This is a genomic window from Pseudomonas sp. Pc102, from assembly GCF_018408275.1.
Classification (GTDB): domain Bacteria; phylum Pseudomonadota; class Gammaproteobacteria; order Pseudomonadales; family Pseudomonadaceae; genus Metapseudomonas; species Metapseudomonas tohonis.
The window spans coordinates 4,881,395-4,901,430 of sequence record NZ_AP021905.1 but is presented as its reverse complement, the minus strand read 5'-3'; the positions used below and the strand labels follow the sequence as shown (position 1 = coordinate 4,901,430).

Annotated in this window: 23 protein-coding genes; 11 read left to right on the top strand and 12 right to left on the bottom strand. The window is 65.8% G+C overall.

Features of this window, described 5'->3' with window-relative positions:
* Positions 1-226 precede the first annotated feature (226 nt).
* The 4 genes from PHLH3_RS22310 (at position 227) to PHLH3_RS22295 (ending at position 1,952) form a co-directional block, all read left to right on the top strand.
* On the top strand, positions 227-670 hold the full coding sequence (locus tag PHLH3_RS22310; RefSeq protein WP_213625823.1) for a YkvA family protein: 444 nt from the start codon (positions 227-229) through the stop codon (positions 668-670).
* Between the two features lie 135 nt (positions 671-805).
* The gene (locus PHLH3_RS22305) at positions 806-1,120 is read left to right on the top strand and encodes a helix-turn-helix transcriptional regulator (protein WP_173171974.1); all 315 of its coding nucleotides are present in this window, start codon (positions 806-808) and stop codon (positions 1,118-1,120) included.
* Positions 1,117-1,482, top strand: coding sequence for a hypothetical protein (locus PHLH3_RS22300; RefSeq protein WP_111260450.1), 366 nt, complete (start codon positions 1,117-1,119; stop codon positions 1,480-1,482). The genes PHLH3_RS22305 and PHLH3_RS22300 overlap by 4 nt, the downstream gene beginning before the upstream one ends.
* The gene (locus PHLH3_RS22295) at positions 1,482-1,952 is read left to right on the top strand and encodes a sel1 repeat family protein (RefSeq protein WP_213625822.1); all 471 of its coding nucleotides are present in this window, start codon (positions 1,482-1,484) and stop codon (positions 1,950-1,952) included. Before PHLH3_RS22300 ends, PHLH3_RS22295 begins: the two co-directional genes overlap by 1 nt.
* A gap of 24 nt (positions 1,953-1,976) precedes the next feature.
* On the opposite strand, the gene PHLH3_RS22290 is transcribed toward PHLH3_RS22295, so the two are convergent.
* Entirely contained in the window at positions 1,977-3,722 is a 1,746-nt protein-coding gene (locus PHLH3_RS22290; RefSeq protein WP_213625821.1) for a bifunctional diguanylate cyclase/phosphodiesterase, read from the bottom strand.
* 92 nt (positions 3,723-3,814) lie between these two features.
* Positions 3,815-5,899 (bottom strand): carboxy terminal-processing peptidase, encoded by a 2,085-nt coding sequence (locus tag PHLH3_RS22285; RefSeq protein ID WP_111260453.1) that lies wholly within the window; start codon positions 5,897-5,899, stop codon positions 3,815-3,817.
* Between the two features lie 128 nt (positions 5,900-6,027).
* On the opposite strand from PHLH3_RS22285, the gene PHLH3_RS22280 reads away from it, so the two are divergent.
* From PHLH3_RS22280 to ahpF, 3 genes are all read left to right on the top strand, one after another.
* Entirely contained in the window at positions 6,028-6,990 is a 963-nt protein-coding gene (locus PHLH3_RS22280) for an NAD(P)H-quinone oxidoreductase (protein ID WP_213625820.1), read from the top strand.
* A 195-nt stretch (positions 6,991-7,185) separates the two neighbouring features.
* Positions 7,186-7,749: an alkyl hydroperoxide reductase subunit C gene (ahpC, locus tag PHLH3_RS22275; RefSeq protein ID WP_021221309.1), complete on the top strand. Its 564-nt coding sequence runs from the start codon at positions 7,186-7,188 to the stop codon at positions 7,747-7,749.
* 138 nt (positions 7,750-7,887) lie between these two features.
* Entirely contained in the window at positions 7,888-9,444 is a 1,557-nt protein-coding gene (gene ahpF, locus PHLH3_RS22270) for an alkyl hydroperoxide reductase subunit F (protein WP_213625819.1), read from the top strand.
* A 90-nt stretch (positions 9,445-9,534) separates the two neighbouring features.
* On the opposite strand, the gene PHLH3_RS22265 is transcribed toward ahpF, so the two are convergent.
* Entirely contained in the window at positions 9,535-10,086 is a 552-nt protein-coding gene (locus PHLH3_RS22265; protein ID WP_213625818.1) for an RNA 2'-phosphotransferase, read from the bottom strand.
* 132 nt (positions 10,087-10,218) lie between these two features.
* Here PHLH3_RS22265 and PHLH3_RS22260 point away from each other — a divergent pair, with 132 nt between their 5' ends.
* Together PHLH3_RS22260 and PHLH3_RS22255 are read left to right on the top strand one after the other, a co-directional pair.
* Positions 10,219-10,461, top strand: a complete 243-nt coding sequence (locus PHLH3_RS22260) for a DUF465 domain-containing protein (RefSeq protein ID WP_213625817.1) — start codon at positions 10,219-10,221, stop codon at positions 10,459-10,461.
* Between the two features lie 11 nt (positions 10,462-10,472).
* Positions 10,473-10,655 carry a hypothetical protein gene (locus PHLH3_RS22255; RefSeq protein WP_173171988.1) on the top strand — a complete coding sequence of 61 codons (183 nt, stop codon included), beginning with the start codon at positions 10,473-10,475 and terminating at the stop codon, positions 10,653-10,655.
* A 3-nt stretch (positions 10,656-10,658) separates the two neighbouring features.
* Here the strand turns inward: PHLH3_RS22255 and PHLH3_RS22250 are convergent, their stop codons facing one another.
* Complete coding sequence (locus tag PHLH3_RS22250; protein ID WP_213625816.1) at positions 10,659-11,051, bottom strand: VOC family protein; 393 nt, start codon at positions 11,049-11,051, stop codon at positions 10,659-10,661.
* A gap of 123 nt (positions 11,052-11,174) precedes the next feature.
* Here PHLH3_RS22250 and PHLH3_RS22245 point away from each other — a divergent pair, with 123 nt between their 5' ends.
* Positions 11,175-11,660 (top strand): GNAT family N-acetyltransferase, encoded by a 486-nt coding sequence (locus PHLH3_RS22245; protein WP_213625815.1) that lies wholly within the window; start codon positions 11,175-11,177, stop codon positions 11,658-11,660.
* A 34-nt stretch (positions 11,661-11,694) separates the two neighbouring features.
* Here the strand turns inward: PHLH3_RS22245 and PHLH3_RS22240 are convergent, their stop codons facing one another.
* From PHLH3_RS22240 to PHLH3_RS22215, 6 genes are read right to left on the bottom strand one after another with little or no spacing between them, the layout of a single operon-like run.
* Positions 11,695-12,348: an HAD family hydrolase gene (locus PHLH3_RS22240; protein WP_213625814.1), complete on the bottom strand. Its 654-nt coding sequence runs from the start codon at positions 12,346-12,348 to the stop codon at positions 11,695-11,697.
* Positions 12,348-13,337 carry an ABC transporter ATP-binding protein gene (locus PHLH3_RS22235; RefSeq protein ID WP_213625813.1) on the bottom strand — a complete coding sequence of 330 codons (990 nt, stop codon included), beginning with the start codon at positions 13,335-13,337 and terminating at the stop codon, positions 12,348-12,350. The genes PHLH3_RS22240 and PHLH3_RS22235 overlap by 1 nt, the downstream gene beginning before the upstream one ends.
* Positions 13,334-14,131 carry an ABC transporter permease gene (locus PHLH3_RS22230; RefSeq protein ID WP_213625812.1) on the bottom strand — a complete coding sequence of 266 codons (798 nt, stop codon included), beginning with the start codon at positions 14,129-14,131 and terminating at the stop codon, positions 13,334-13,336. The genes PHLH3_RS22235 and PHLH3_RS22230 overlap by 4 nt, the downstream gene beginning before the upstream one ends.
* On the bottom strand, positions 14,118-14,960 hold the full coding sequence (locus PHLH3_RS22225) for an ABC transporter permease subunit (protein WP_173172000.1): 843 nt from the start codon (positions 14,958-14,960) through the stop codon (positions 14,118-14,120). The genes PHLH3_RS22230 and PHLH3_RS22225 overlap by 14 nt, the downstream gene beginning before the upstream one ends.
* Positions 14,957-15,763, bottom strand: coding sequence for an alkaline phosphatase family protein (locus PHLH3_RS22220; protein ID WP_213625811.1), 807 nt, complete (start codon positions 15,761-15,763; stop codon positions 14,957-14,959). The genes PHLH3_RS22225 and PHLH3_RS22220 overlap by 4 nt, the downstream gene beginning before the upstream one ends.
* A gap of 57 nt (positions 15,764-15,820) precedes the next feature.
* Entirely contained in the window at positions 15,821-16,879 is a 1,059-nt protein-coding gene (locus PHLH3_RS22215; RefSeq protein WP_111260464.1) for an ABC transporter substrate-binding protein, read from the bottom strand.
* A gap of 300 nt (positions 16,880-17,179) precedes the next feature.
* Between PHLH3_RS22215 and PHLH3_RS22210 the strand changes: the two genes are divergently transcribed.
* Positions 17,180-17,896, top strand: a complete 717-nt coding sequence (locus PHLH3_RS22210) for a UTRA domain-containing protein (protein ID WP_213625810.1) — start codon at positions 17,180-17,182, stop codon at positions 17,894-17,896.
* Positions 17,897-18,076: 180 nt separating this feature from the next.
* Here the strand turns inward: PHLH3_RS22210 and lpcA are convergent, their stop codons facing one another.
* Positions 18,077-18,664, bottom strand: a complete 588-nt coding sequence (gene lpcA / locus PHLH3_RS22205) for a D-sedoheptulose 7-phosphate isomerase (RefSeq protein ID WP_213625809.1) — start codon at positions 18,662-18,664, stop codon at positions 18,077-18,079.
* A 14-nt stretch (positions 18,665-18,678) separates the two neighbouring features.
* Positions 18,679-19,968, bottom strand: a complete 1,290-nt coding sequence (locus PHLH3_RS22200) for a M18 family aminopeptidase (RefSeq protein ID WP_213625808.1) — start codon at positions 19,966-19,968, stop codon at positions 18,679-18,681.
* Positions 19,969-20,036 lie beyond the last annotated feature (68 nt).

Genomic DNA, 20,036 nt, shown 5'->3' with positions numbered 1-20,036 from the left:
GCCACGGGCCTTGTCACTGCGGTGCGCTGTCGCAGGCTCTGGCTGATTTTCAACCAGTTGATTTCGTTGATCTTTTTGGCCTGGCCAAAAAATCGCCGATCTGTAGCAAAGCCAGGTATGACGGGCTTTCGCAGGTTTCGGCAATAATCTGTCAACAAGGTTATCCACAGCTTCTGTGGGTAACCCCCGATAGCCCCGTTCCCATGCGGTTCAACGAGGAGCGACCATGAAAGCCCCCTGGAATCTGGAGCGTTACCTGCCCATTGCACGTCGTTTCCTGGCGCGCGGGCGGCTGCCTGCGCTGCTGCTCGCGGTGACCCGAAAAAGCGCGAGGCAGAGCGGCCGCCTGGGCGCGGTGAAGGAAGACCTGCAGGTGTTACTGGCGCTATGCGTAGCACGCCTGCGTGGCCATTACCGCGATATCAGTCCGAAGGCGTTTCTCTCGATCGTCGCCGGGCTGGTGTATTTCCTCACGCCCGTTGACGCCATCCCCGACTGGGTGCTGGGCGTCGGCCTGATCGATGACCTGGGCGTTCTCGCCTGGGTGCTGAAGACCTGGAGCGCCGAGCTGGATGCTTTCCGCTCCTGGCGCGATGCACAGATGCCTGATGTGACGGCGTCCCTCGATCGCATCCCTGCGCGCGAAGAGGCCTTGGAAGACGTGCTCTGAGGCTGGAAAAGCGCGCACGATCACGGTTTTGCTGCGTGCTCACTGATGGCCCCCGGAGGCCGATTCGCCCTGTTAATATGGCGATCTGCAAGGAAAGTGCTGAAGCTGTCGGCACTGCTGTCCACGGGAGTTGCAATGAACGTGCAAGTGATCATGCGTGACGGTGAAGCAGAGTACGCGGTGTTGCCCTGGGCTGATTACCAGGCACTGCTACAGGCTGCCGGACAAGCCACCCAGGCGCCCACCGGCGCCGTCTCCGCCCCTTCGTTCTCGCAGTTGCAGGCGCTGCGTGAGGAGCAGGGGCAAAGCCTTGAACAAGTCGCCCGGGCGGTCGGCATCAGCCCCGTCTACCTGGGCCTGATCGAGAGCGGCGAGCGCGAGCCGGATGCCGCGATCAAGCGTTCGCTGGCACGTGTCCTCGGTGTCGCGGGCTGGGAGGCGGAATCTTGAGCGTGCGCATCAGCCGCCAGCACTGGCAGGCCCTGCTGGGTGAGCTGGAAGATGCCCGCCGGCAGCGCCATCTGCTGACCTACCGCGCCCTGGTGGAGCGCCTCCAACTGCCTACCCCCGCCATGCAGACCCTTACCGCCGCCCTGGAGCACCTTGCCGCACTGGACGCCCGTGCCGAGCGTCCGCTGCGCAGCTCCCTGGTGATCAGCCAGGGGGCCAGCCGCCTGCCGCGTACCGGCTTCTTCGAGTGCGTGGTGCGCCTGGGTCGCTTCTCCGGGCCGCCGGATGGCATCGCCGCCGCGTCCTGGCATGCGGCCGAAGTGGTGCGGGTATTCGAGTTCACCTACCCCGAGGAAACCTGATGCTGCATTGGAAGATGCGCGCTCGCGTCGGCTATCTCGTTGCGCGCTGGCTGCTGCGTTGGCCTGCCTTGGTCAAGCAGCCGCGGGCGTGGAACTGGATGCAGGGTCAGTACGCGCGCCTGGCCAATCTGGGGGATGTCGCCGCGCAGAGCTTCTACGGTCATCTCCTGTTGCACCGTGGGCAGGGCTTCGGGGCGCGGGAGGAGGGCATCCGCATGCTGCGCCTGGCGGCCCGCGCCGGTGATGGCAAGTCTTGCTATCAACTCGGGGTGCTGGCGTTGGCAGGTGATACCCGCAACCCGCCCGATGCAGCCGAAGCGGCTTCGTGGTGGGCGCTCGCCGAGTCGGCCGGGCACCCCCTGGCTGCCAAGCGCCTGGCTGATCTCTACCGCGAGGGTGGGCCGGGCCTGGCGCCCGACCCGGCTGCCGCCGAGCGCATGGCCGCCAGCGCCGCGCGCCTGGGCTTCTGATCCCGGCTTGTCCCTCGCGCCGTTTCAGGCCGCATCGATGATGTGCAGGCTATAGCCGGGCACCGCCTTGGCGTGGCGCTTGGCTTCCGAGGCGAGCGCCGCGAGCTGGCTGGCGTCCAGATGGCTGCAGGCTTCGGCGCGCAGGTTGACCACGCCGATCGACAATGACAGCAGCGGAAACTCCTCGCGCTCGCCATGGCGGTTGTGGGCGATGAAGCAGCCGGCCTGCAGGTGGTCGGTGCGGTAGAAACGCCGGCACTGTCCCTGGAAGTCTTCCAGCAGGTGATTGAGCTTGGCGCGCCAGTCTTCCGAACCCAGTACCAGCATGAAGTCGTCGCCGCCGATATGGCCGACGAAGTCCCGTGCCGGGTCGACGCGCTCGTTCAGGCACTGCGCCAGGCACAGCAGCACTTCATCGCCCTTGGCGTAGCCGTAGAGGTCGTTGAAGGGCTTGAAGCTGTCGATGTCCACGTAGCAGATCATCGCCGTACGGCCCTGCTGGAGCAGCCGCGCCAGGCATTGCTGGATGGGGACGTTGCCCGGCAGCAGGGTCAGCGGGTTGGCATGACGGGCCTGCTGGATCTTCATTTCGGTGATCAGCTTGAGTACGTCGATCACTCTTCCCAGGCCCTGGTAACGGCCTTCGGAGACGATGATGAAGTCCTCTTCGATGCGCTGGCGTGCGCGGCTGGTGAGCAGGCGGCTGACCTGTTGCAGCGACTGGCACAGCTCGACGGCGAGGAAGTCGTCGCTCATCAGCCGGCTGATCGGTTTGCGGGCGAACAGGTCGGTGGCGAAGGGCTTGAGCAGGGCATCGGAAAGCAGGTGGCGGTGGACGATGCCCACCGGCTGCTGCTGGGCGTCGAGCACGGCCAGGGAGTTGAGATTGGCCTGGGCACGGAAGGCTTCGAGGACTTCGGCGATCGGGGTGTTCTGGTCCACTGCCGCCTGCTCGTTGAGCAGGGCCTGCAGGTCGGAGCCTTCCTCGGCGAGCGTGCCGCTGCTTTCCAGCTGTGGCAACAACGGGCGGGCGTCGCGGGGAGGTTGTTCCTGGGGGCGGCAGAGCAGGTAGCCCTGCACCAGGTCCAGGCCCATTTCGGCGAGCACGGCCAGTTCTTCCGGCAGCTCGATGCCCTCGGCGATCACCTGGGCGCGGGAAGCCTTGGCCATCTTCAGGATGGAACCGACGAACTCGCGCTTCACCGCGTCCTGGTGGATGCCGTCGATGAAGTGGCGGTCGATCTTCACGTAGTCGGGACGCAGCTCCGACCACAGGCGCAGGCTGGAGTAGCCGGCGCCGAGGTCGTCCAGGGCGATGGAGAAGCCCATGGCGCGGTAGTGGTGCAGGGCGGTGTCGAGCAGGCCGAAGTCTTCGGTCGGGGCGTGTTCGGTCAGCTCGATCACCACCTGGCTCGGCGGGATGCCGAAGGCCTGCAGCAACTGCAGCGTGCGCCCCGGCTGGTGGGCGGGGTCGAGCAGGGATTCAGGGGACACGTTGAGGAACAGCTTGCCGTCGAGCTTGAGCTCGTGGAAGCGCGTACAGGCGCGCTTGCGGCAGGCCATCTCCAGTTCGCTCAGGCGGCCCGCGTGGCGCGCGACGGCGAACAGGGTGACGGGTGAGTGCAGGGGGCTGTTCGAGGGGCCTCGGGTGAGGGCCTCGTAGCCGAGGATGCGGCGTTCGGAAAGCGAGATGATCGGCTGGAAAAGGCTGTTCAGGTCGCCGTGAGCGAGGATGTGGCCCAGTGCGCTCAACTGCTCGGTGACTGTCATGTTGGCTCTCGTGAATGCGGCTCAAAAGCAAGGGGCCGCATAAGCGGCCCCTGCATTTCACGACGATTTCGTGACGTTCTGATGACGTTCGGTCAGTGCTTGGCCACTGCCGAGTTCAGACCCAGGTAGTCGAGCAGGATCTGCCCGGTCTCGGTCAGGTAGGCGTCGTCTTCCGGCTTGGTCTTGTCATCGTCCAGCGGCAGCGCGTCCTCGTCTTCCTTCTTCAGCTCCTTCAGAGGTTCCTCGCCCTTGCCCTTGCGACGGCTGTTCTCCATCGCCAGCTGCTTGGACTCGATGTCCGCCTGCTGGGCGCGGCGCTTGGCCTCGTTGAGGGTGATGGTGGTTTCCTTCATCAGCTTCTGGGCCAGGGCCAGGCGCTCGCGGCTGTAGACGAAGTCGGGATTGTGCGCGGTGCGCGAATCGTGACGGGCCTTGAGCTCGGCGAGGAAGGGCTTGAAGGGGTCGACCTCCGGCTTGATCGCCGGGCGGATGCTGTCCCAGGGCATGGCCTCGGGCAGCGCGCTTTCGCCGATTTCCTTGGTGTCGACCACCGAGGGGTACTCGATGTCGGGGATCACGCCCTGATGCTGGGTGCTCTGGCCGGAGACGCGGTAGAACTTGGCCAGGGTCAGCTTCAGCTCGCCATGGTTGAGCGGCTGGATGGTCTGCACGGTGCCCTTGCCGAAGGTCTGGCCACCGATGATCAGTGCGCGGTGATAGTCCTGCATGGCGCCGGCGAAGATCTCCGAGGCCGAGGCGGACAGGCGGTTGACCAGCACGGCCATCGGGCCCTTGTAGAAGATGCCGGTGTTCTCGTCGGCCAGCACGTCGACGCGGCCGTCGCTATTGCGCACCAGCACGGTCGGGCCCTGGTCGATGAACAGGCCGGTCAGCTCGGTGGCTTCCTGCAGGGAGCCGCCGCCGTTGTTGCGCAGGTCGATCACCACGCCGTCGACCTTCTCCTTCTGCAGTTCGCCGAGGAGTTTCTTCACATCGCGCGTGGTGCTCTTGTACTCGGGGTCGCCGGCACGGAACGCCTTGAAGTCGAGGTAGAAAGCCGGCACTTCGATCACGCCGAGTTTGAAGGCATGGCCGTCATGCTCGAGGTTGAGCACGGATTTCTTCGCGGCCTGCTCTTCGAGCTTCACTGCTTCCCGGGTGATGGAGACTATCTTGCTGCTCTGGTCGTTGGGGGCGTTGTTCGCGGGGACCACTTCCAGGCGCACGACCGAGCCTTTCGGGCCGCGGATCAGCTTCACCACTTCGTCCAGGCGCCAGCCGATCACGTCGACCATCTCACCGTTGCCCTGGGCGACGCCGACGATCTTGTCGGCCGGAGCGATCTGCTTGCTCTTCTCGGCAGGGCCGGCAGGGACCAGGCGCACCACCTTCACATGCTCGTTGTCGCTCTGCAGCACCGCGCCGATGCCTTCCAGCGACAGGCTCATGTTGATGTCGAAGTTCTCCGCGTTGTCCGGGGAGAGGTACTGGGTGTGCGGGTCGTAGGTCTGCGCGAAGGCATTGATGTAGGCCTGGAACACGTCCTCGCCACGGGTCTGTTCGAGGCGCGAGAGCTGGTTCTTGTAGCGCTTGACCAGCAGCTCCTGGATCGCCTTCGGCTCCTTGTTGGCGATCTTCAGGCGCAGGACCTCGTCCTTCACGCGCTTGCGCCAGAGGTCATCGAGGGCGGCGCGGTCCTTGGCCCAGGTGGCTTTCTCGCGATCGGTCTCGAGGCTCTCGTCGACGCTGAAGTCGATCTTGTCCACGCCCTTGTCGAGCATGGCCAGGGCGAAGTCCAGGCGCTCCTTGAGGCGGTCCAGATGACGCTTGTAGATGGTGAAGCCCGGGTCCAGGTCGCCGCTCTTGAGGAAGTCGTCGAACTGTGTCTTCCACTGGTTGAATTCGGCGATGTCGCCGGCGGTGAAATACATCTTCGCCGGGTCGAGAAGCTTGAGGTAGCCCTCGTAGATCTTCACCGAGCGCTCATCGTTGAGCGGCGGCTTGTTGTAATGGTGGCGCTTGAGCAGCTCCACCACGTTGAGGCTGGCTATCACCTGCTCACGGTCGGGCTGGATCGAGTCCCAGCTGTCGCTTGCCGAGGTGGTGGACGCATGCAGCGGCAGGACGCTGATGCTGAATACAAACGCAAGGGCGGAGCAGATCAGTGAACGCTTCATGCTGAGTCGACGTCGGGGGAGGTGATAACGCATATTAGGCCGTATTTGAGGGCGCCGGGTTCCATCGGCGCAAAGCAAAAGCCCGGCGGTCAGCCGCCGGGCGAGTCCTGGGTCACTATGGAGGCAGCGTGAAAGCATTGCAAGGCGTTGAAGGGCGCGTGGAATGGGCTGAACGCCCGGTTCCTGGCTGTGATGTGGGGCAGGTCCGCATTCGTGTGGCGGCAGCGGGTCTGAACCGCGCCGACCTGTTGCAGGCAGCGGGCCATTACCCGCCGCCGCCGGGTGCCAGCGACATCATCGGCCTCGAATGCTCCGGGGTGATCACCGAGGTGGGCGCGGGTGCGGCATGGCAGGTCGGTGACCGTGTCTGTGCGCTGCTGGCCGGCGGCGGCATGGCCGAGGAAGTGGTGGTGGATGCCGGCCACGTGCTGCCGGTTCCCGAGGGCCTCAGCCTGGCCGAAGGGGCCGCGCTGCCCGAGGTCTACGCCACCGCCTGGCTCAACCTGTTCCAGCTGGCGGGCCTCAAGCCCGGCGAGAAGGTGCTGCTGCATGCCGGTGCGAGTGGTGTCGGTTCCGCCGCCATCCAGCTGTGCAAGGCGTTCGGCAGTCCCGTCTGGGTCAGCGTCGGTTCCGCCGAGCGCCTGGCCTATTGCGAAAGCCTCGGCGCACAGGGGGGCGTGTTGCGTGGCGAAGCGCTGGAGAGCCTGCGCGACTTCGCCCCCTTCGACGTCATCCTCGATCCTGTCGGTGGCAACTATGCGGCGCTGAACCTGGAGCTGCTGGCCCGCGACGGTCGCTGGGTCAACATCGGCCTCATGGGCGGGCGCCAGGCCGAGCTGGACATGGCGCTGGTGCTGGGCAAGCGCATCCAGCTGATCGGCTCCACGCTGCGCAACCGCGACGACGCCTTCAAGGCCGACCTGCTGCGCGACCTGGGGCAGCACGCCTGGCCCCTGTTCGGCGAGGGCCGCCTGAAGCCCCAGCTGGAGCGCAGCTTCGCCGCCAAGGACGTGGAAGCGGCCTTCGCGGCCCTCGGCAGCAACCAGGTTTCCGGTAAAGTAGTCGTCCTGCTCGACGAGTCCCTGGCCTGATCCAGGCTCCCCTCGCTCCGGTAGCCGCGCGCAAGGCCGCGTGGCTACTGGGCTGTAGCGGCTTTCCAGGATCGATTTAGGAAAGCAATGATGGCGATGCCCTCAATCAATAAGCTCTTTACGGGCTGACCGCCTAGTATTCGTCGGGTAAATTCTTGACCCGAACTTCCAACCCCATAGATAGAGGACCACTCGATGTCTCTGATCAACACCGCAGTTCAACCTTTCAAGGTCAACGCTTTCCACAACGGCAAGTTCATCGAAGTCACCGAAGAATCCCTCAAGGGCAAGTGGTCGGTACTGATCTTCATGCCGGCAGCCTTCACCTTCAACTGCCCCACCGAGATCGAAGACGCCGCCAACAACTACGGCGAATTCCAGAAGGCCGGTACCGAGGTCTACATCGTGACCACCGACACCCACTTCTCCCACAAGGTGTGGCACGAGACTTCCCCGGCAGTCGGCAAGGCCCAGTTCCCGCTGATCGGTGACCCGACCCACCAGCTGACCAACGCGTTCGGCGTGCACATCCCGGAAGAAGGCCTGGCCCTGCGCGGCACCTTCGTGATCAACCCGGAAGGCATCATCAAGACCGTTGAAATCCACTCCAACGAGATCGCCCGTGACGTCGGCGAGACCCTGCGCAAGCTGAAAGCTGCCCAGTACACCGCCGCCCACCCGGGCGAAGTCTGCCCGGCCAAGTGGAAGGAAGGCGAGAAAACCCTCGCTCCGTCCCTGGACCTGGTTGGCAAGATCTAAGCAGTACCCGCAGTACCTCCCCCCGGTGGTCGGCCCCAGGCCGGCCACCCTGCAAAAGCCCGAATCCGAGCGAGCAGGGCGGGCGCGCATGCGCTCGCCGCGGGGTCCCCTTTGCCCGAAACAAGCAGGAGCCGAATCATGTTGGACGCCAATCTTAAGACCCAGTTGAAGGCCTATCTGGAAAAGGTCACCCAGCCGTTCGAGATCGTCGCGTCCCTCGATGACAGCGACAAATCGAAGGAGCTGCGCGACCTGCTGCATGACATCGTCGGCCTGACCGACAAGATCACCCTGCGCGAAGACGGTGGCGACGCCCGCACGCCTTCCTTCTCGCTGCAGCGCCCCGGTGCGGATATCAGCCTGCGTTTCGCCGGCATCCCCATGGGCCACGAATTCACCTCCCTGGTCCTGGCGCTGCTGCAGGTCGGCGGCCACCCCTCCAAGCTCGAAGCCGACGTGATCGAGCAGGTCAAGGGCATCCAGGGCGAGTTCAACTTCGAAACCTACTTCTCGCTGTCCTGCCAGAACTGCCCGGACGTGGTCCAGGCGCTGAACCTCATGGCCGTGCTCAACCCCAACATCCGCCACGTCGCCATCGACGGCGCGCTGTTCCAGGATGAGGTCGAGCAACGCCAGATCATGTCGGTGCCGAGCATCTACCTGAATGGCGAACTGTTCAGCCAGGGCCGCATGGGCGTGGAGGAAATCCTCGCCAAGATCGACACCGGTGCCTCCGCCCGTGACGCCGAGAAACTCAATGCCAAGGACGCCTTCGACGTCCTGGTGATCGGCGGTGGCCCGGCCGGGGCTTCGGCTGCCATCTACGCCGCTCGCAAGGGCATCCGTACCGGCGTTGCGGCCGAGCGCTTCGGCGGCCAGGTGCTGGACACCATGGCCATCGAGAACTTCATCTCCGTGCAGGAGACCGAAGGCCCGAAACTGGCCCGCGCGCTGGAAGAGCACGTCAAGCAGTACGACGTCGACATCATGAACCTGCAGCGCGCCAGCCAGCTGATCCCGGCCAAGGCCGAAGGCGGCCTGCACGAAGTGAAGTTCGAGAGCGGAGCCAGCCTCAAGGCCAAGACCGTGATCCTCTCCACCGGTGCCCGCTGGCGCGAGATGAACGTGCCCGGCGAGCAGGAATACCGCGGCCGTGGCGTCGCCTACTGCCCGCACTGCGACGGCCCGCTGTTCAAGGGCAAGCGCGTGGCGGTGATCGGCGGCGGCAACTCCGGCGTGGAAGCGGCCATCGACCTGGCCGGTATCGTCGCCCACGTGACGCTGATCGAGTTCGACAGCCAACTGCGTGCCGACGCCGTGCTGCAGAAGAAACTGCGCAGCCTCTCCAACGTCGACATCGTCACCAGTGCACTGACCAGCGAAGTGAAGGGCGACGGCCAGAAGGTCACCGGCCTGACCTACAAGGACCGCAACTCCGACGAGTTCAAGGCCCTGGAACTGGAAGGCATCTTCGTGCAGATCGGCCTGCTGCCCAACAGCGACTGGCTCAAAGGCACCGTCGAGCTGAGCCAGCGTGGCGAGATCATCGTCGACGCCCGTGGCGAGACCTCGCTGCCCGGCGTGTTCGCCGCCGGTGACGTGACCACCGTGCCCTACAAGCAGATCGTCATCGCCGTGGGCGAAGGTGCCAAGGCCTCCCTGAGCGCCTTCGACCACCTGATCCGTACCAGCTGATCCACCCCGCTCCACGAAAAAGGCAGCCCTCGGGCTGCCTTTTTCAATGGAGCGCTTTCATCGGGGCTCCCGGGAAGAGCGAGCTGCCGTTCATTCTTCCCGCTTCAGGTACGCCACCGGCACCCGCGCTGTCAGCCATACGCCATTCTCCGCCTGGTGGAAGGCGAAACCGTCTTCGTGCATGGCGCGGGCGTCCACTTCCAGGATGACCGGCTCGCCATAGCGCTCGCCGACCTGGGTGGCCGTCTCACGGTCCGTGGAAAGGTGCACGTGGTGGCGCGAACCGGCGATCAGTCCCTTCTGCAGGATGCTGTCGAGAAAGCGGCTGGCGGTGCCGTGGAACAGCCGCTGCGGCGGTACCACCGTTTCGTACTGCCGCTGCACCGATGCGCTCGAATGGCCCTGCACGGCGCGGATGCGGCGGCCATCCTCGGAGAGTGCGAAGCGCTTCTTGTCGTTCCCGTCCACCACGCGGCGGATCGTCCTTTCGTCGAGGTCCTTGCCCGCGCGCACCGCCCCGGTGATCAGCGCCTCGACATCGGCCCAGCCCTCGCTGTCCAGCTGCAGGCCGATGGCCTCGGGCTTGTGCCTCAGCACAAAGCTGAGAAAGCGGCTGATCTCGACTTCCTGTGCATCGCTCATGGTCAGGCTCCTGCCTTCTGCGTGGTTGAGGGGGCGATTCTGCCACGGCGGCGTGGCCGACCAAATACCTCGAACCTTCGCCGCAGGCGTTCCTCACAACTCCTGACACCCATGGAAAAAGCGAGGTGGAACATGCCCGTCAAACATGACCTGAGCCAGGACATCGGAGTCGACGCCCGCGAGCTGGAGCGGCGCAAGCGCGAGGACCGCAAGCTGGTGCGCCTGATCGACGACTACGAATCGGCCGACCTCAAGCTGGTGGAGCTGGGTTCCAACGCTGGCCTCGGGGTCTCCGACGAAGCGCTGCACACCCTCAAGGCCGAGCGCCTGCTGGCCAAGGACCGCATCGTCCAGTACCTGAAATACGGCACCTGAGGAGGCACCCCATGATCGACAGCGATCCCAGCGTCACCGAAGACGGCGAACTGCCGGAGATCACCCCGGACGAGGAGGCGGAGATCGACGCCGAGGTGGAGCGCCTGCAGAAGCCCCGCGACCCCGAACCCGAGCTGCGCCCCCGTCACCATGAACCGGAACTGCCCGGCGAGGGCGACAACACCGTGCCTTGAGCGTCATTCGGCCCGGTGGCAGCACACGCACAGCTTGTTGCCATCGGGATCGCGGAAATAGGCGCCGTAGTAGTCGGGGTGGTAGTGCGGACGCAGGCCGGGGGCGCCTTCGCAGCGTCCCCCGTTGGCCAGTGCCAGGGCGTGGCACTGGTCCACGCTGGCGCGATCCGGTGCCAGCAGCGCGACCATCTGGCCATTGCCCACCGTCGCCGCTTCACCGTCGAACGGCGTACCCAGCACCAGCAGCGGGCGTGGCGCATCCGCCGGCATCCAGCCCGCCCAGGGTCGTGACGGGTCACAGAATTTCTGCGGCAGACCCAGTGCCTTCATCAGCGGCGTGTAGAACGCCAGGGCGCGGGAGAAATCATTGGTGCCGATGCAGACGTGAGACAGCATGAGGGGCTCTCCGGGCGGTTGGCGAGCGCCGATTATGCGCGTCCCCCTTTCGTGGAAACCAGCAGGCGCCTAGCATGTTCGCCCTCGCGCCCAGGCGCCGACGTTCATCGACAAGGAGTTCCCGTGAGCCTTCATATCCGCGAAGCCGTGCGCAGCGATGCCAGCCAGATCCTCGCCTTCATCACCGAGTTGGCCATCTATGAAAAGGCCGAACACGAAGTGCTCGCCACGGTGGCCGACATCGAACAGAGCCTGTTCGAAGGCGCGACCCCGGCCCACGCGCTGATCTGCGAACTGGATGGCCAGCCCATCGGCTTCGCCGTGTATTTCTACAGCTACTCCACCTGGCTGGGCCGCAAGGGCATGTACCTGGAAGACCTCTACGTCTCCCCGCAGCAACGCGGCGTGGGCGCCGGCAAGGCCCTGCTGCGCCACCTCGCGCGCCTGGCCTGCGACAGCGGCTGCGGCCGCCTGGAGTGGAGCGTGCTGGACTGGAACGAGCCCGCCATCCAGTTCTACCGCTCCATCGGCGCCAGCCCCCAGGACGAATGGGTGCGCTACCGCATGGCCGGGGACGAACTCAGGGCATTCGCCCACGGGGACCGTTGAGTCTCACTGCCCTGCGGCACTGGCGCGGCAAGGGTCAGCGCCATTCGAGGATCGGCCAGCCCGCCTGCTCGGCATGTTCGCGCAGGGCGGGGTCGGGGTTGACCACGCGGGGGTTGCTGACCAGCTTTAGCAGCGGCAGGTCGTTGCGCGAGTCGGAGTAGAAGTAGGCGCCGTCGAGGCTTTCGCCTTCGGCCGCCAGCCACTCGTGCAGGCGGGTGACCTTGCCTTCGCGGTAGGTGAGCACGCCACGGGTGTTGCCGCTGTAGTGGCCGTGCCGTTCCTCCAGGTCGATGGCCAGTACCTCGTCGATCTTCAACCGTGCGGCGATGGCGCTGACCAGGAAATGCGCCGAGGCGGAGATCACCAGGATGCGGTCGCCGGCCTCGCGGTGGCTGGCCAGGCAGCGGGTGGCGTCGCTGTGGAAGATCGGCTCGATCACGTCCTCGACGAAGGGCTCGACGACGAAGGCCACCTCCTCGGGCGTGCGACCCACCAGGGGCGACAGACTGAAGGCCATGTAGTCCTCCATCGCCAGCTTGCCTTCGGCGTAGAGCGCCATCAGTTCGTGGTCCTTCCTGACGAAGGATTCGCCGTCCACCCAGCCGATGGCGGCCATGTGCTCGCTCCACAGGCTCGCGCAGTCGCCGTCGATGAGGGTGTCGTCGAGGTCGAAGATCGCCAGGGTCATCACGCCACCTCCCGGATCGCGTTGTCGTCGATGGACAGGCCGATGCGCTGGCCCTTGCCGTGCAGGTCATCGGCGCTGCGGTTGAGCACGTCCACCACCAGTTCCACGCCCCGCGCCTCCACGCGATAGCGGATGACGTTGCCCAGCAGGCTGTGGCCGCGCACCTGTGCCTCGATGGCACCGTCGCTGCTCAGCGAGATGGCTTCCGGGCGTATGGCGATACGGCTGGCCACCGGGCGTGCCAGCAGCCGCGTCGCGTCTTCGGCTTCCAGCAGGTTGTAGTTGCCGATGAAGCCGGCGGCGAAGGCGTCCACCGGCGCGGTGTACAGCGTTTCGGCGTCGCCGCTCTGGACGATGCGTCCGGCGTTCATCAGGAAGATGCGGTCGGACAGGGTCAGCGCCTCCTCCTGGTCGTGGGTAACGAAGATGGTGGTCAGCCCCAGTTCCTGCTGGATGCTGCGGATCTGTTCGCGCAGGTGCTTGCGGATGCGAGCGTCCAGGGCCGAGAGCGGCTCGTCGAGCAGCAGCAGGCGCGGGCGGGTGACCAGGGAGCGGGCCAGGGCCACGCGCTGGCACTGGCCGCCGGAGAGCTGGTGCGGGTAGCGGTCGGCGTACCTGTCCAGCTCGACCATGGCCAGGGCTTCCTGCACGCGGCGGGCGCTGTCTTCCTTGCTGGTCTTCTGCATGCGCAGGCCGAAGGCGACGTTCTGCGCGGCGGTCATGTTGGGGAACAGCGCATAGCTCTGGAACACCATGCCGATGCCGCGCTTCTGCGGCGACAGCGGCACCAGGTCCTGGCCGTCGAGGAGGATCTGCCCGCCGTTGACTTCGGTGAGGCCGGCGATGCAGCGCAGCAGGGTGGACTTGCCGCAGCCGGAAGGGCCGAGCAGGGTGACGAACTCGCCCTTGCCGATCTCGCAGTCGATGTCGCTGAAGATGGGGGTCGAGCCGTAATGCTTGTGCAGGCCCTTGATGCTCAGGAAGCTCATGTCTTGTCCTTGTTCAGGCGGTTGGCTGCCCAGGTGAACAGCAGCACGAAGAAGAAGTAGGAGATCACCAGGGCGCTGTTGAAGTGGCCGCTGCTGTTCTTCATGTTGTTCAGGTAGACCTGCAGGGTCTCGTAGCGCGTGCCCACCAGCAGGTTGGCGAAGACGAACTCGCCGAAGAGGAAGGAGAACGACAGGAACAGCGAGACCATCAGGCCCTTGCGCAGGTTGGGCAGCACCACCAGCAGCGCGGCCTTCCAGGTGCTGGCGCCGAGCAGGTGGGCAGCGTCCATCAAATCGCGCAGGTTGATCGCCTGGAGGTTGTTGGTGATGGCGCGGTACATGAACGGCAGGGCGACGGTGAAGTAGCAGCCGATCAGGATCCACGGCGTGCCGACCATGGCCAGCGGGCCCGAGCCGTAGAGCTGCAGCAGGCCCACCGAGGACACCACCGGCGGCACCGCGAAGGGCAGCAGGATGAGGATGTTCATCAGCGCGTCCAGCTTCGGGAAGTGGTAGTGCACCACGAACAGCAGCGGCAGGATCAGCACCACCGACAGCGCCAGGGCGCCGAAGCACACCAGCAGCGACTGGCCGAAGGCGGTGAGGAAACGGGCGTCGCTCCACAGCGCCAGGTACCACTTGAAGGTCAGGCCGTCGGGCAGGATGGTCGCCGACCAGCTGGTGGACAGCGAGTACAGCAGGGTGCCGGCCAGCGGCAGCAGCAGGATCAGGAACAGCAGCCAGACCACGATGCGGTGGTAGAGGCTGGCGGCGGGGGCTTCAGCGCGCGACATGGTAGCTCCTCTTCAGCAGCCACTGGTGGACGATGGTGATCAGCGCCATCAGGCCCACCAGCACCATGGCCAGGGCGCTGGCGAGGTTGGGGTTCAGCGCGATGTCGCCGGCGACCATGGCGGCGATGCGGATCGGCAGCACGTTGAAGTTGCCGGTGGTCAGGGCGTAGACGGTGGCGTAGGCGCCCAGGGCATTGGCCAGCAGGATGATGAAGGTGCCCAGCAGTGCCGGGGTCAGCACCGGCAGGCCGATGTGCCGCCAGAAGTCCCAGGTGCTGGCTCCGAGCAGCGAGGCGGATTCGCGCCAGTCCTCGCGCAGGGCGTCGAAGGCGGGGTAGAGCAGCAGAACGCCGAGGGGGATCTGGAAATAGGTGTAGAGCACGATCAGGCCGGTCTTGGAGTAGAGGTTGAAGTCCTCGATCAGGCCGCTCTGCTTGAGCAGCAGGGTCAGCGCGCCGTTGAAGCCCAGCAGGATGATGAAGGCGAAGGCCAGGGGCACGCCGGCGAAGTTGCTGGTCATGTTGGAGAAGGCCATGACGAAGTCGCGCAGGCGGCTGTCCACCTGGCGCAGCGAGTAGCTGCCGAGGATGGCGATGAGGATGCCGATCAGGCTCGACCAGAAGGAGATCTGCAGGCTGTGCTTGATCGCCTGCAGGTAGAACTTCGAGGCGAACACCTTGGCGTAGTTGCCCAGGCCCCAGCCTTCGGGGCTGTTCAGGCTGTTGATCGCCACCCAGGCCAGCGGGGCGATCTGGAAGGCGACGAAGAAGAGGGCGAATGGCAGCAGGCACAGCAGGGCCAGCCATTTGCCGCGGTTGGCTGAATTCACTTCAACAGCTCCCGGCAGAAGGGTTTGTCGTGGGGCACGCCGAGCAGTTCGCAGAGGGTGCCGCAGAGCTCGGTCTGTATCGGTTGCGCGCCGGCATCGAGGCTGAAGGCGTCACCGAGGACGAACAGCGGCACCTCGCGCTCCTCCGGCAGCAGGCCGTTGTGGGAGCGGTCGGCGTTCATGCCGTGGTCGGCGGTCACCAGCACCTGGTAGCCGGCGTCGAGCCAGCGTTGCAGGTACTCGGCGAGGATCACGTCGGCCATGCGCGCGGCATTGCGGTATTGCGGGGTGTCGAGGCCGTGCTTGTGGCCGGCGTCGTCGATGTTCATCGGGTGCACCAGCAGCAGGTCCGGCGCGTGGCGCAGGCGCAGGCTCTCGGCGTCGGCGAACAGGTGCGCGTCCGGGTAGTGGTCCGCCCAGTAGAAGTGGCCGTGCTGGATGGGCAGCTCGGGGGCATCGGTGTGGCGGTCGCGGGCGGGGTCGAAGGGGGTGCGGTTGTACAGCTCGCTGACCCAGTGGTACGCGGCGGCGGCGGTGCTGCGGCCGGCAGCGCGGGCGTAGTGGAAGACGCTGCGCTGGTTGGACAGGCGCGAGACATCGTTGTGCACGATGCCGCTGTCGATGGGCGGCACCCCGGTGAGGATGCATTCGTAGAGCGGGCGGGACAGCGCGGGCAGCTCGCATTCGAGCCGGTAGTAGGCGGCCCGGCCGGCGGCGCAGTAAGCGTGCAGGTGGCCCATCGCGTGGCGGGCGACGCTGTGGCCGAGGCCGTCGAGCAGGACCAGTATGGCTTTTCGGTTCATGGGCGGGCCCCGGAAGCGACGAGGCGCCGGCAGAGGCCGGCGCCCGGTTTTCGCTCGTTATTCCATGTTGATGATGACGTTTTCCTGCCACAGGCCCGGCAGGGCCTTGGAGGTTTCTTCCCAGGCCTTGGCGTCCTTGATCGGCTTGACCTTGGCGTACTGCTCGTTGGGCAGCAGCTTGGCCTGCACCTCGGCCGGCAGGGTCAGGTGCTCGGCGCGGATCGGACGGGCGTTGCCCTTGGCCAGGTTGATCTGGCCGGCGTCGCTGAAGATGTATTCGCGGGCCAGCTTGGCGGCGTTCGGGTGCTTGGCGTACTTGTTGATGATGGTGGTGTAGCCGGAGATCACCGAACCGTCGGAGGGGATCAGCACCTCGAAGCGGCTGGGGTCGATCTGGTCGCGGTAGGACAGGCCGTTGAAGTCCCAGACGATGCCGACTTCCACTTCGCCCTTCTCCAGGGTCTGGATGGTCGGGTTGGACAGGGACAGGCGGCCCTGCTCGGCGATCTTGGCGAAGAGATCCAGGCCCGGCTGGATGTTCTTCTCGTCACCGCCCTTGGCGATGGCGGCGGCGAGGACGCCGTTGACCGCCTGGGCGGCGGCGCTGACATCACCGATGGCGACCTTGTACTTGCCTTTCTCCAGGTCGGCCCAGGATTTCGGCGGCTCCTTCACCAGTTGCTTGTTGATGATGAAGGCGATGGAGCCGGTATAGGCGAGGGCCCAGTGGCCGTCCTTGTCCTTGGCCCATTCCGGGACCTGCTCCCAAGTGCTCGGCTTGTAGGGCTGGGTGACGCCCTGCTGGGTGGCAATGGGGCCGAAGGCCGCGCCGACGTCGCCGATGTCGGCGGTGGCGTTGTCCTTCTCGGCCGCGAACTTGGCGATTTCCTGCGCCGAGCTCATGTCGGTGTCCATGTGCTTGAGGCCGTACTTCTTCTCCAGGTCGACCCAGGTGTCCTTCCAGTTCGCCCAGCTGTCGGGCATGCCCACGCTGTTCACCGCGCCTTCCTTGCGGGCGGCCTCCTCGAGGGTCTTGAGCGCGGCGTCATCCGCCATGGCCTGGGTGCTCAGGGCCAGGGTGGTTCCAATCAGTGAAGCCAGCAGCAGGCGTTTCATATGAAGCTCCTTAGCAGGGTTGGGTATTGGTCTAGATCAGCAACAACCAGGCCAATCTAAAGGCCCTAGATGACGGTTTGATTGCACCGCGCGATGCCGCGGGCCCCGTTCTTCCGGCGACAGCAAGCGTAGACCATGGCCGGAGGTCCGATGTGGCGGGCGTCACAAGGGTGCGCTGGCATGCAGCGTGCAAGTCAGGCGTGCTGTCACGGGACAGTCATCTAGGCTGCATAGCATGGTCACACCACCGCCAGCGTCGCACTTTTATGGTGCTGGTCTATTCCAGATTGGAGTCTTTCGATGCGCGATGAGGCGCCCCGTACCGTTACCGCCATCTGCCGCGCACTGCAGGAGCAGATCGAGCACGGCCTGCTGCCGCTGGGTGGCAAGCTGCCGGCCGAACGCAAGTTGAGCGAGCTGTTCGACACCACCCGTATCACCCTGCGCGAGGCGCTCGGCCAGTTGGAGGCGCAGGGGCTGATTTACCGCGAGGAGCGTCGTGGCTGGTTCGTCTCGCCGCCTCGGGTGGCCTACAACCCGCTGATCCGCAGCCACTTCCACGCCATGGTCGGCGAACAGGGCCGGGTGCCGGCCACCGAAGTGCTGAGCGCGCGGCTGATGCCGGCCACGGTGGAAATCTGCGAGCTGCTGGAGCTGCCGGCGCTGTCGAGCGTCTACCAGATCCGCCGCGCCCGGCGCATCGACGGGCGCCTGGTGCTCTATGTCGAGCACTACCTCAACCCGCAGTACTTCCCCGGCATCCTCCATTTCGACCTGACCCGCTCATTGACCGACCTCTATGGCAGCGAGTACGGCATCCGCTACGGCCGCGTGCGCTTCGACATGGTGCCGACGGCGCTGCACCCGGAAGCCGCCTCGACCCTGAAGGTCGCCCCCGGCAGCCCGGCGCTGCGCATCACCCGCGTCAACCGCGACCAGCACGGTCGCCTGATCGACTGCGACCTGGAGTTCTGGCGGCACGATGCGATTCACGTGAGCGTGGAGGTGCCGGAGTGAGGGCAGCTACAAGCGGCAAGCTTCAAGCTGCAAGTGGTGGAGCGAAGGGGGAGCTGTATGAGTAGCCCGGGCTTCAGCCCGGGAACTGGAGGGAAGGGCGGGCCTGCGGCCCGCTGGGCGAATGAGTTCGCCCCTGCACGATCGTTCTTGCCGCTTGAGGCTTGTCGCTTGCGGCTGCTTCTAAGCGTAATTCTCAGGCGCGAGCCTGCGCTCGACCAGCTCGATGAGGATGTGCACCACCTTGATGTGCAGCTCCTGCACGCGGTCGGCGAAGTCGCCGCCGGGGGCGCAGATGCATACGTCGGCGAGCGCTTCCAGGGCGGAGCCCGGTTTGCCGGTGAGGGCGATGACCTTCACCCCGAGCGCCTTGGCGGCTTCGGCGGCCTTGATCACGTTGGGGCTCCTGCCGCTGGTGCTGAAGGCCAGCAGCACGTCGCCTTCGCGGCCGTGGGACTCGATGTAGCGCGAGAAGATGTGGTCGTAGCCGAAGTCGTTGGCCACGCAGCTGATATGGCTGGCATCGCTGATGGAGATGGCGGCGATGCCCGGGCGGTTCCTGCGGTAGCGCCCGGTCAGTTCCTCGGCGAAATGCATGGCGTCGCACATGGAGCCGCCATTGCCGCAGGAGAAGGCCTTGCCCTTGTTCTCGAAGCTTTTCACCAGCAGTTCCGCCGCGCGCTCGATGCTGCGCAGGGCCTGCTCGTTGGCGATGAAGTTGTCCAGCGCCGACCGGGCTTCCTCGAGGCTGTTGCGGATGTGGCTGAGCATGCGGCTGTCTCCGTTCAAGGCAGGTCGTGGCTGGAGTAGAAGGCGGCCAGCACCTTCACCAGGTGGGCGAGGTCATGGCTGCCGGCCAGTTCGCGGATGGAGTGCATGGCGAAGGTCGGCAGGCCGATGTCAACGGTGCGCACGCCCAGCTGGCTGGCGGTGATCGGGCCGATGGTGGAGCCGCATCCCATGTCGCTGCGGGTGACGAAGCTCTGCACCGGCACTTCGTTTTCCAGGCACAGGTGGCGGAAGAAGCCGGCGGTCTCGCTGTTGGTGGCGTAGCGCTGGTTGCTGTTGATCTTGATCACCGGGCCGGCGTTGAGCTTGGGCCCGTGATTGCCGTCGTGCTTGTCGGCGTAGTTCGGGTGCACGCCGTGGGCGTTGTCGGCGGAAACCAGCAGCGAGCGCTGGACGATGCGGGTGAAGGTGTCGCCTTCGGGCATCAGGCGGCGCAGGACCTGCTCCAGGAACGGGCCGTCGGCGCCACAGGCGGAGCAGGAGCCCACTTCCTCGTGGTCGGTGCAGACCAGCACGCAGCTCTCGTCGCCCTCGGCGGCCAGCAGGGCCTGCAGGCCGGCGTAGCAGGAGAGCAGGTTGTCCAGGCGCGCCCCGGCGATGAAGTCGCCGCCGAGGCCGATCACGGCGGCGCTCTGGGTGTCGTAGAAGCTCAGTTCATAGTCCAGCACCGCATCCGCGTTGACGCCGTGTTCCAGCGTCAGTTGCTCGGCCAGCAGGTCGCGGAATTCGCGGGTCTCGCCGGTGGCCAACTGGGCCAGGATCGGCGGCAGTTCGGTCTGCGCGTTGATGGCCCAGCCCTGGTTGGCCTCACGGTTGAGGTGGATGGCCAGGTTGGGGATCACGGCGATGGGCGCCTGGAAATCCACCAGCTGGCTTTCCACCTTGCCGGCGGCGCGGTAGGTGACGCGGCCCGCGAGCGAGAGGTCGCGGTCGAACCAGGGGGCCAGCAGGGCTCCGCCATAGACTTCGACGCCCAGCTGCCAGAAGCCCTGGCGATGCAGTTCGGGGTTGGGTTTCACGCGCAGGCCGGGGCTGTCGGTGTGGGCACCGACCAGGCGCAGGCCGCCGTCGAGCATCGGGCGCTTGCCGAGGCGGACGGCGATCAGCGAGGAATCGTTGCGGGTCACGTAGTAGCGCCCACCGGCCTCGGCGCGCCAGGCGTCGCGCTCGTCGAGGTGCACATAGCCCGCGGCTTCCAGGCGCTGGGCCAGGCTGCGGGTGGCGTGGAACGGGGTGGGAGAGGCCTTGAGGAAATCGATCAGGCCCTGGTTCAACTCTTCGCGCATATCGGACTCCAGGCGGCAGTGGGCCGGAGTTTATCGCATCGGGCTCGGTGATTAGGAGGCGCAGGCCG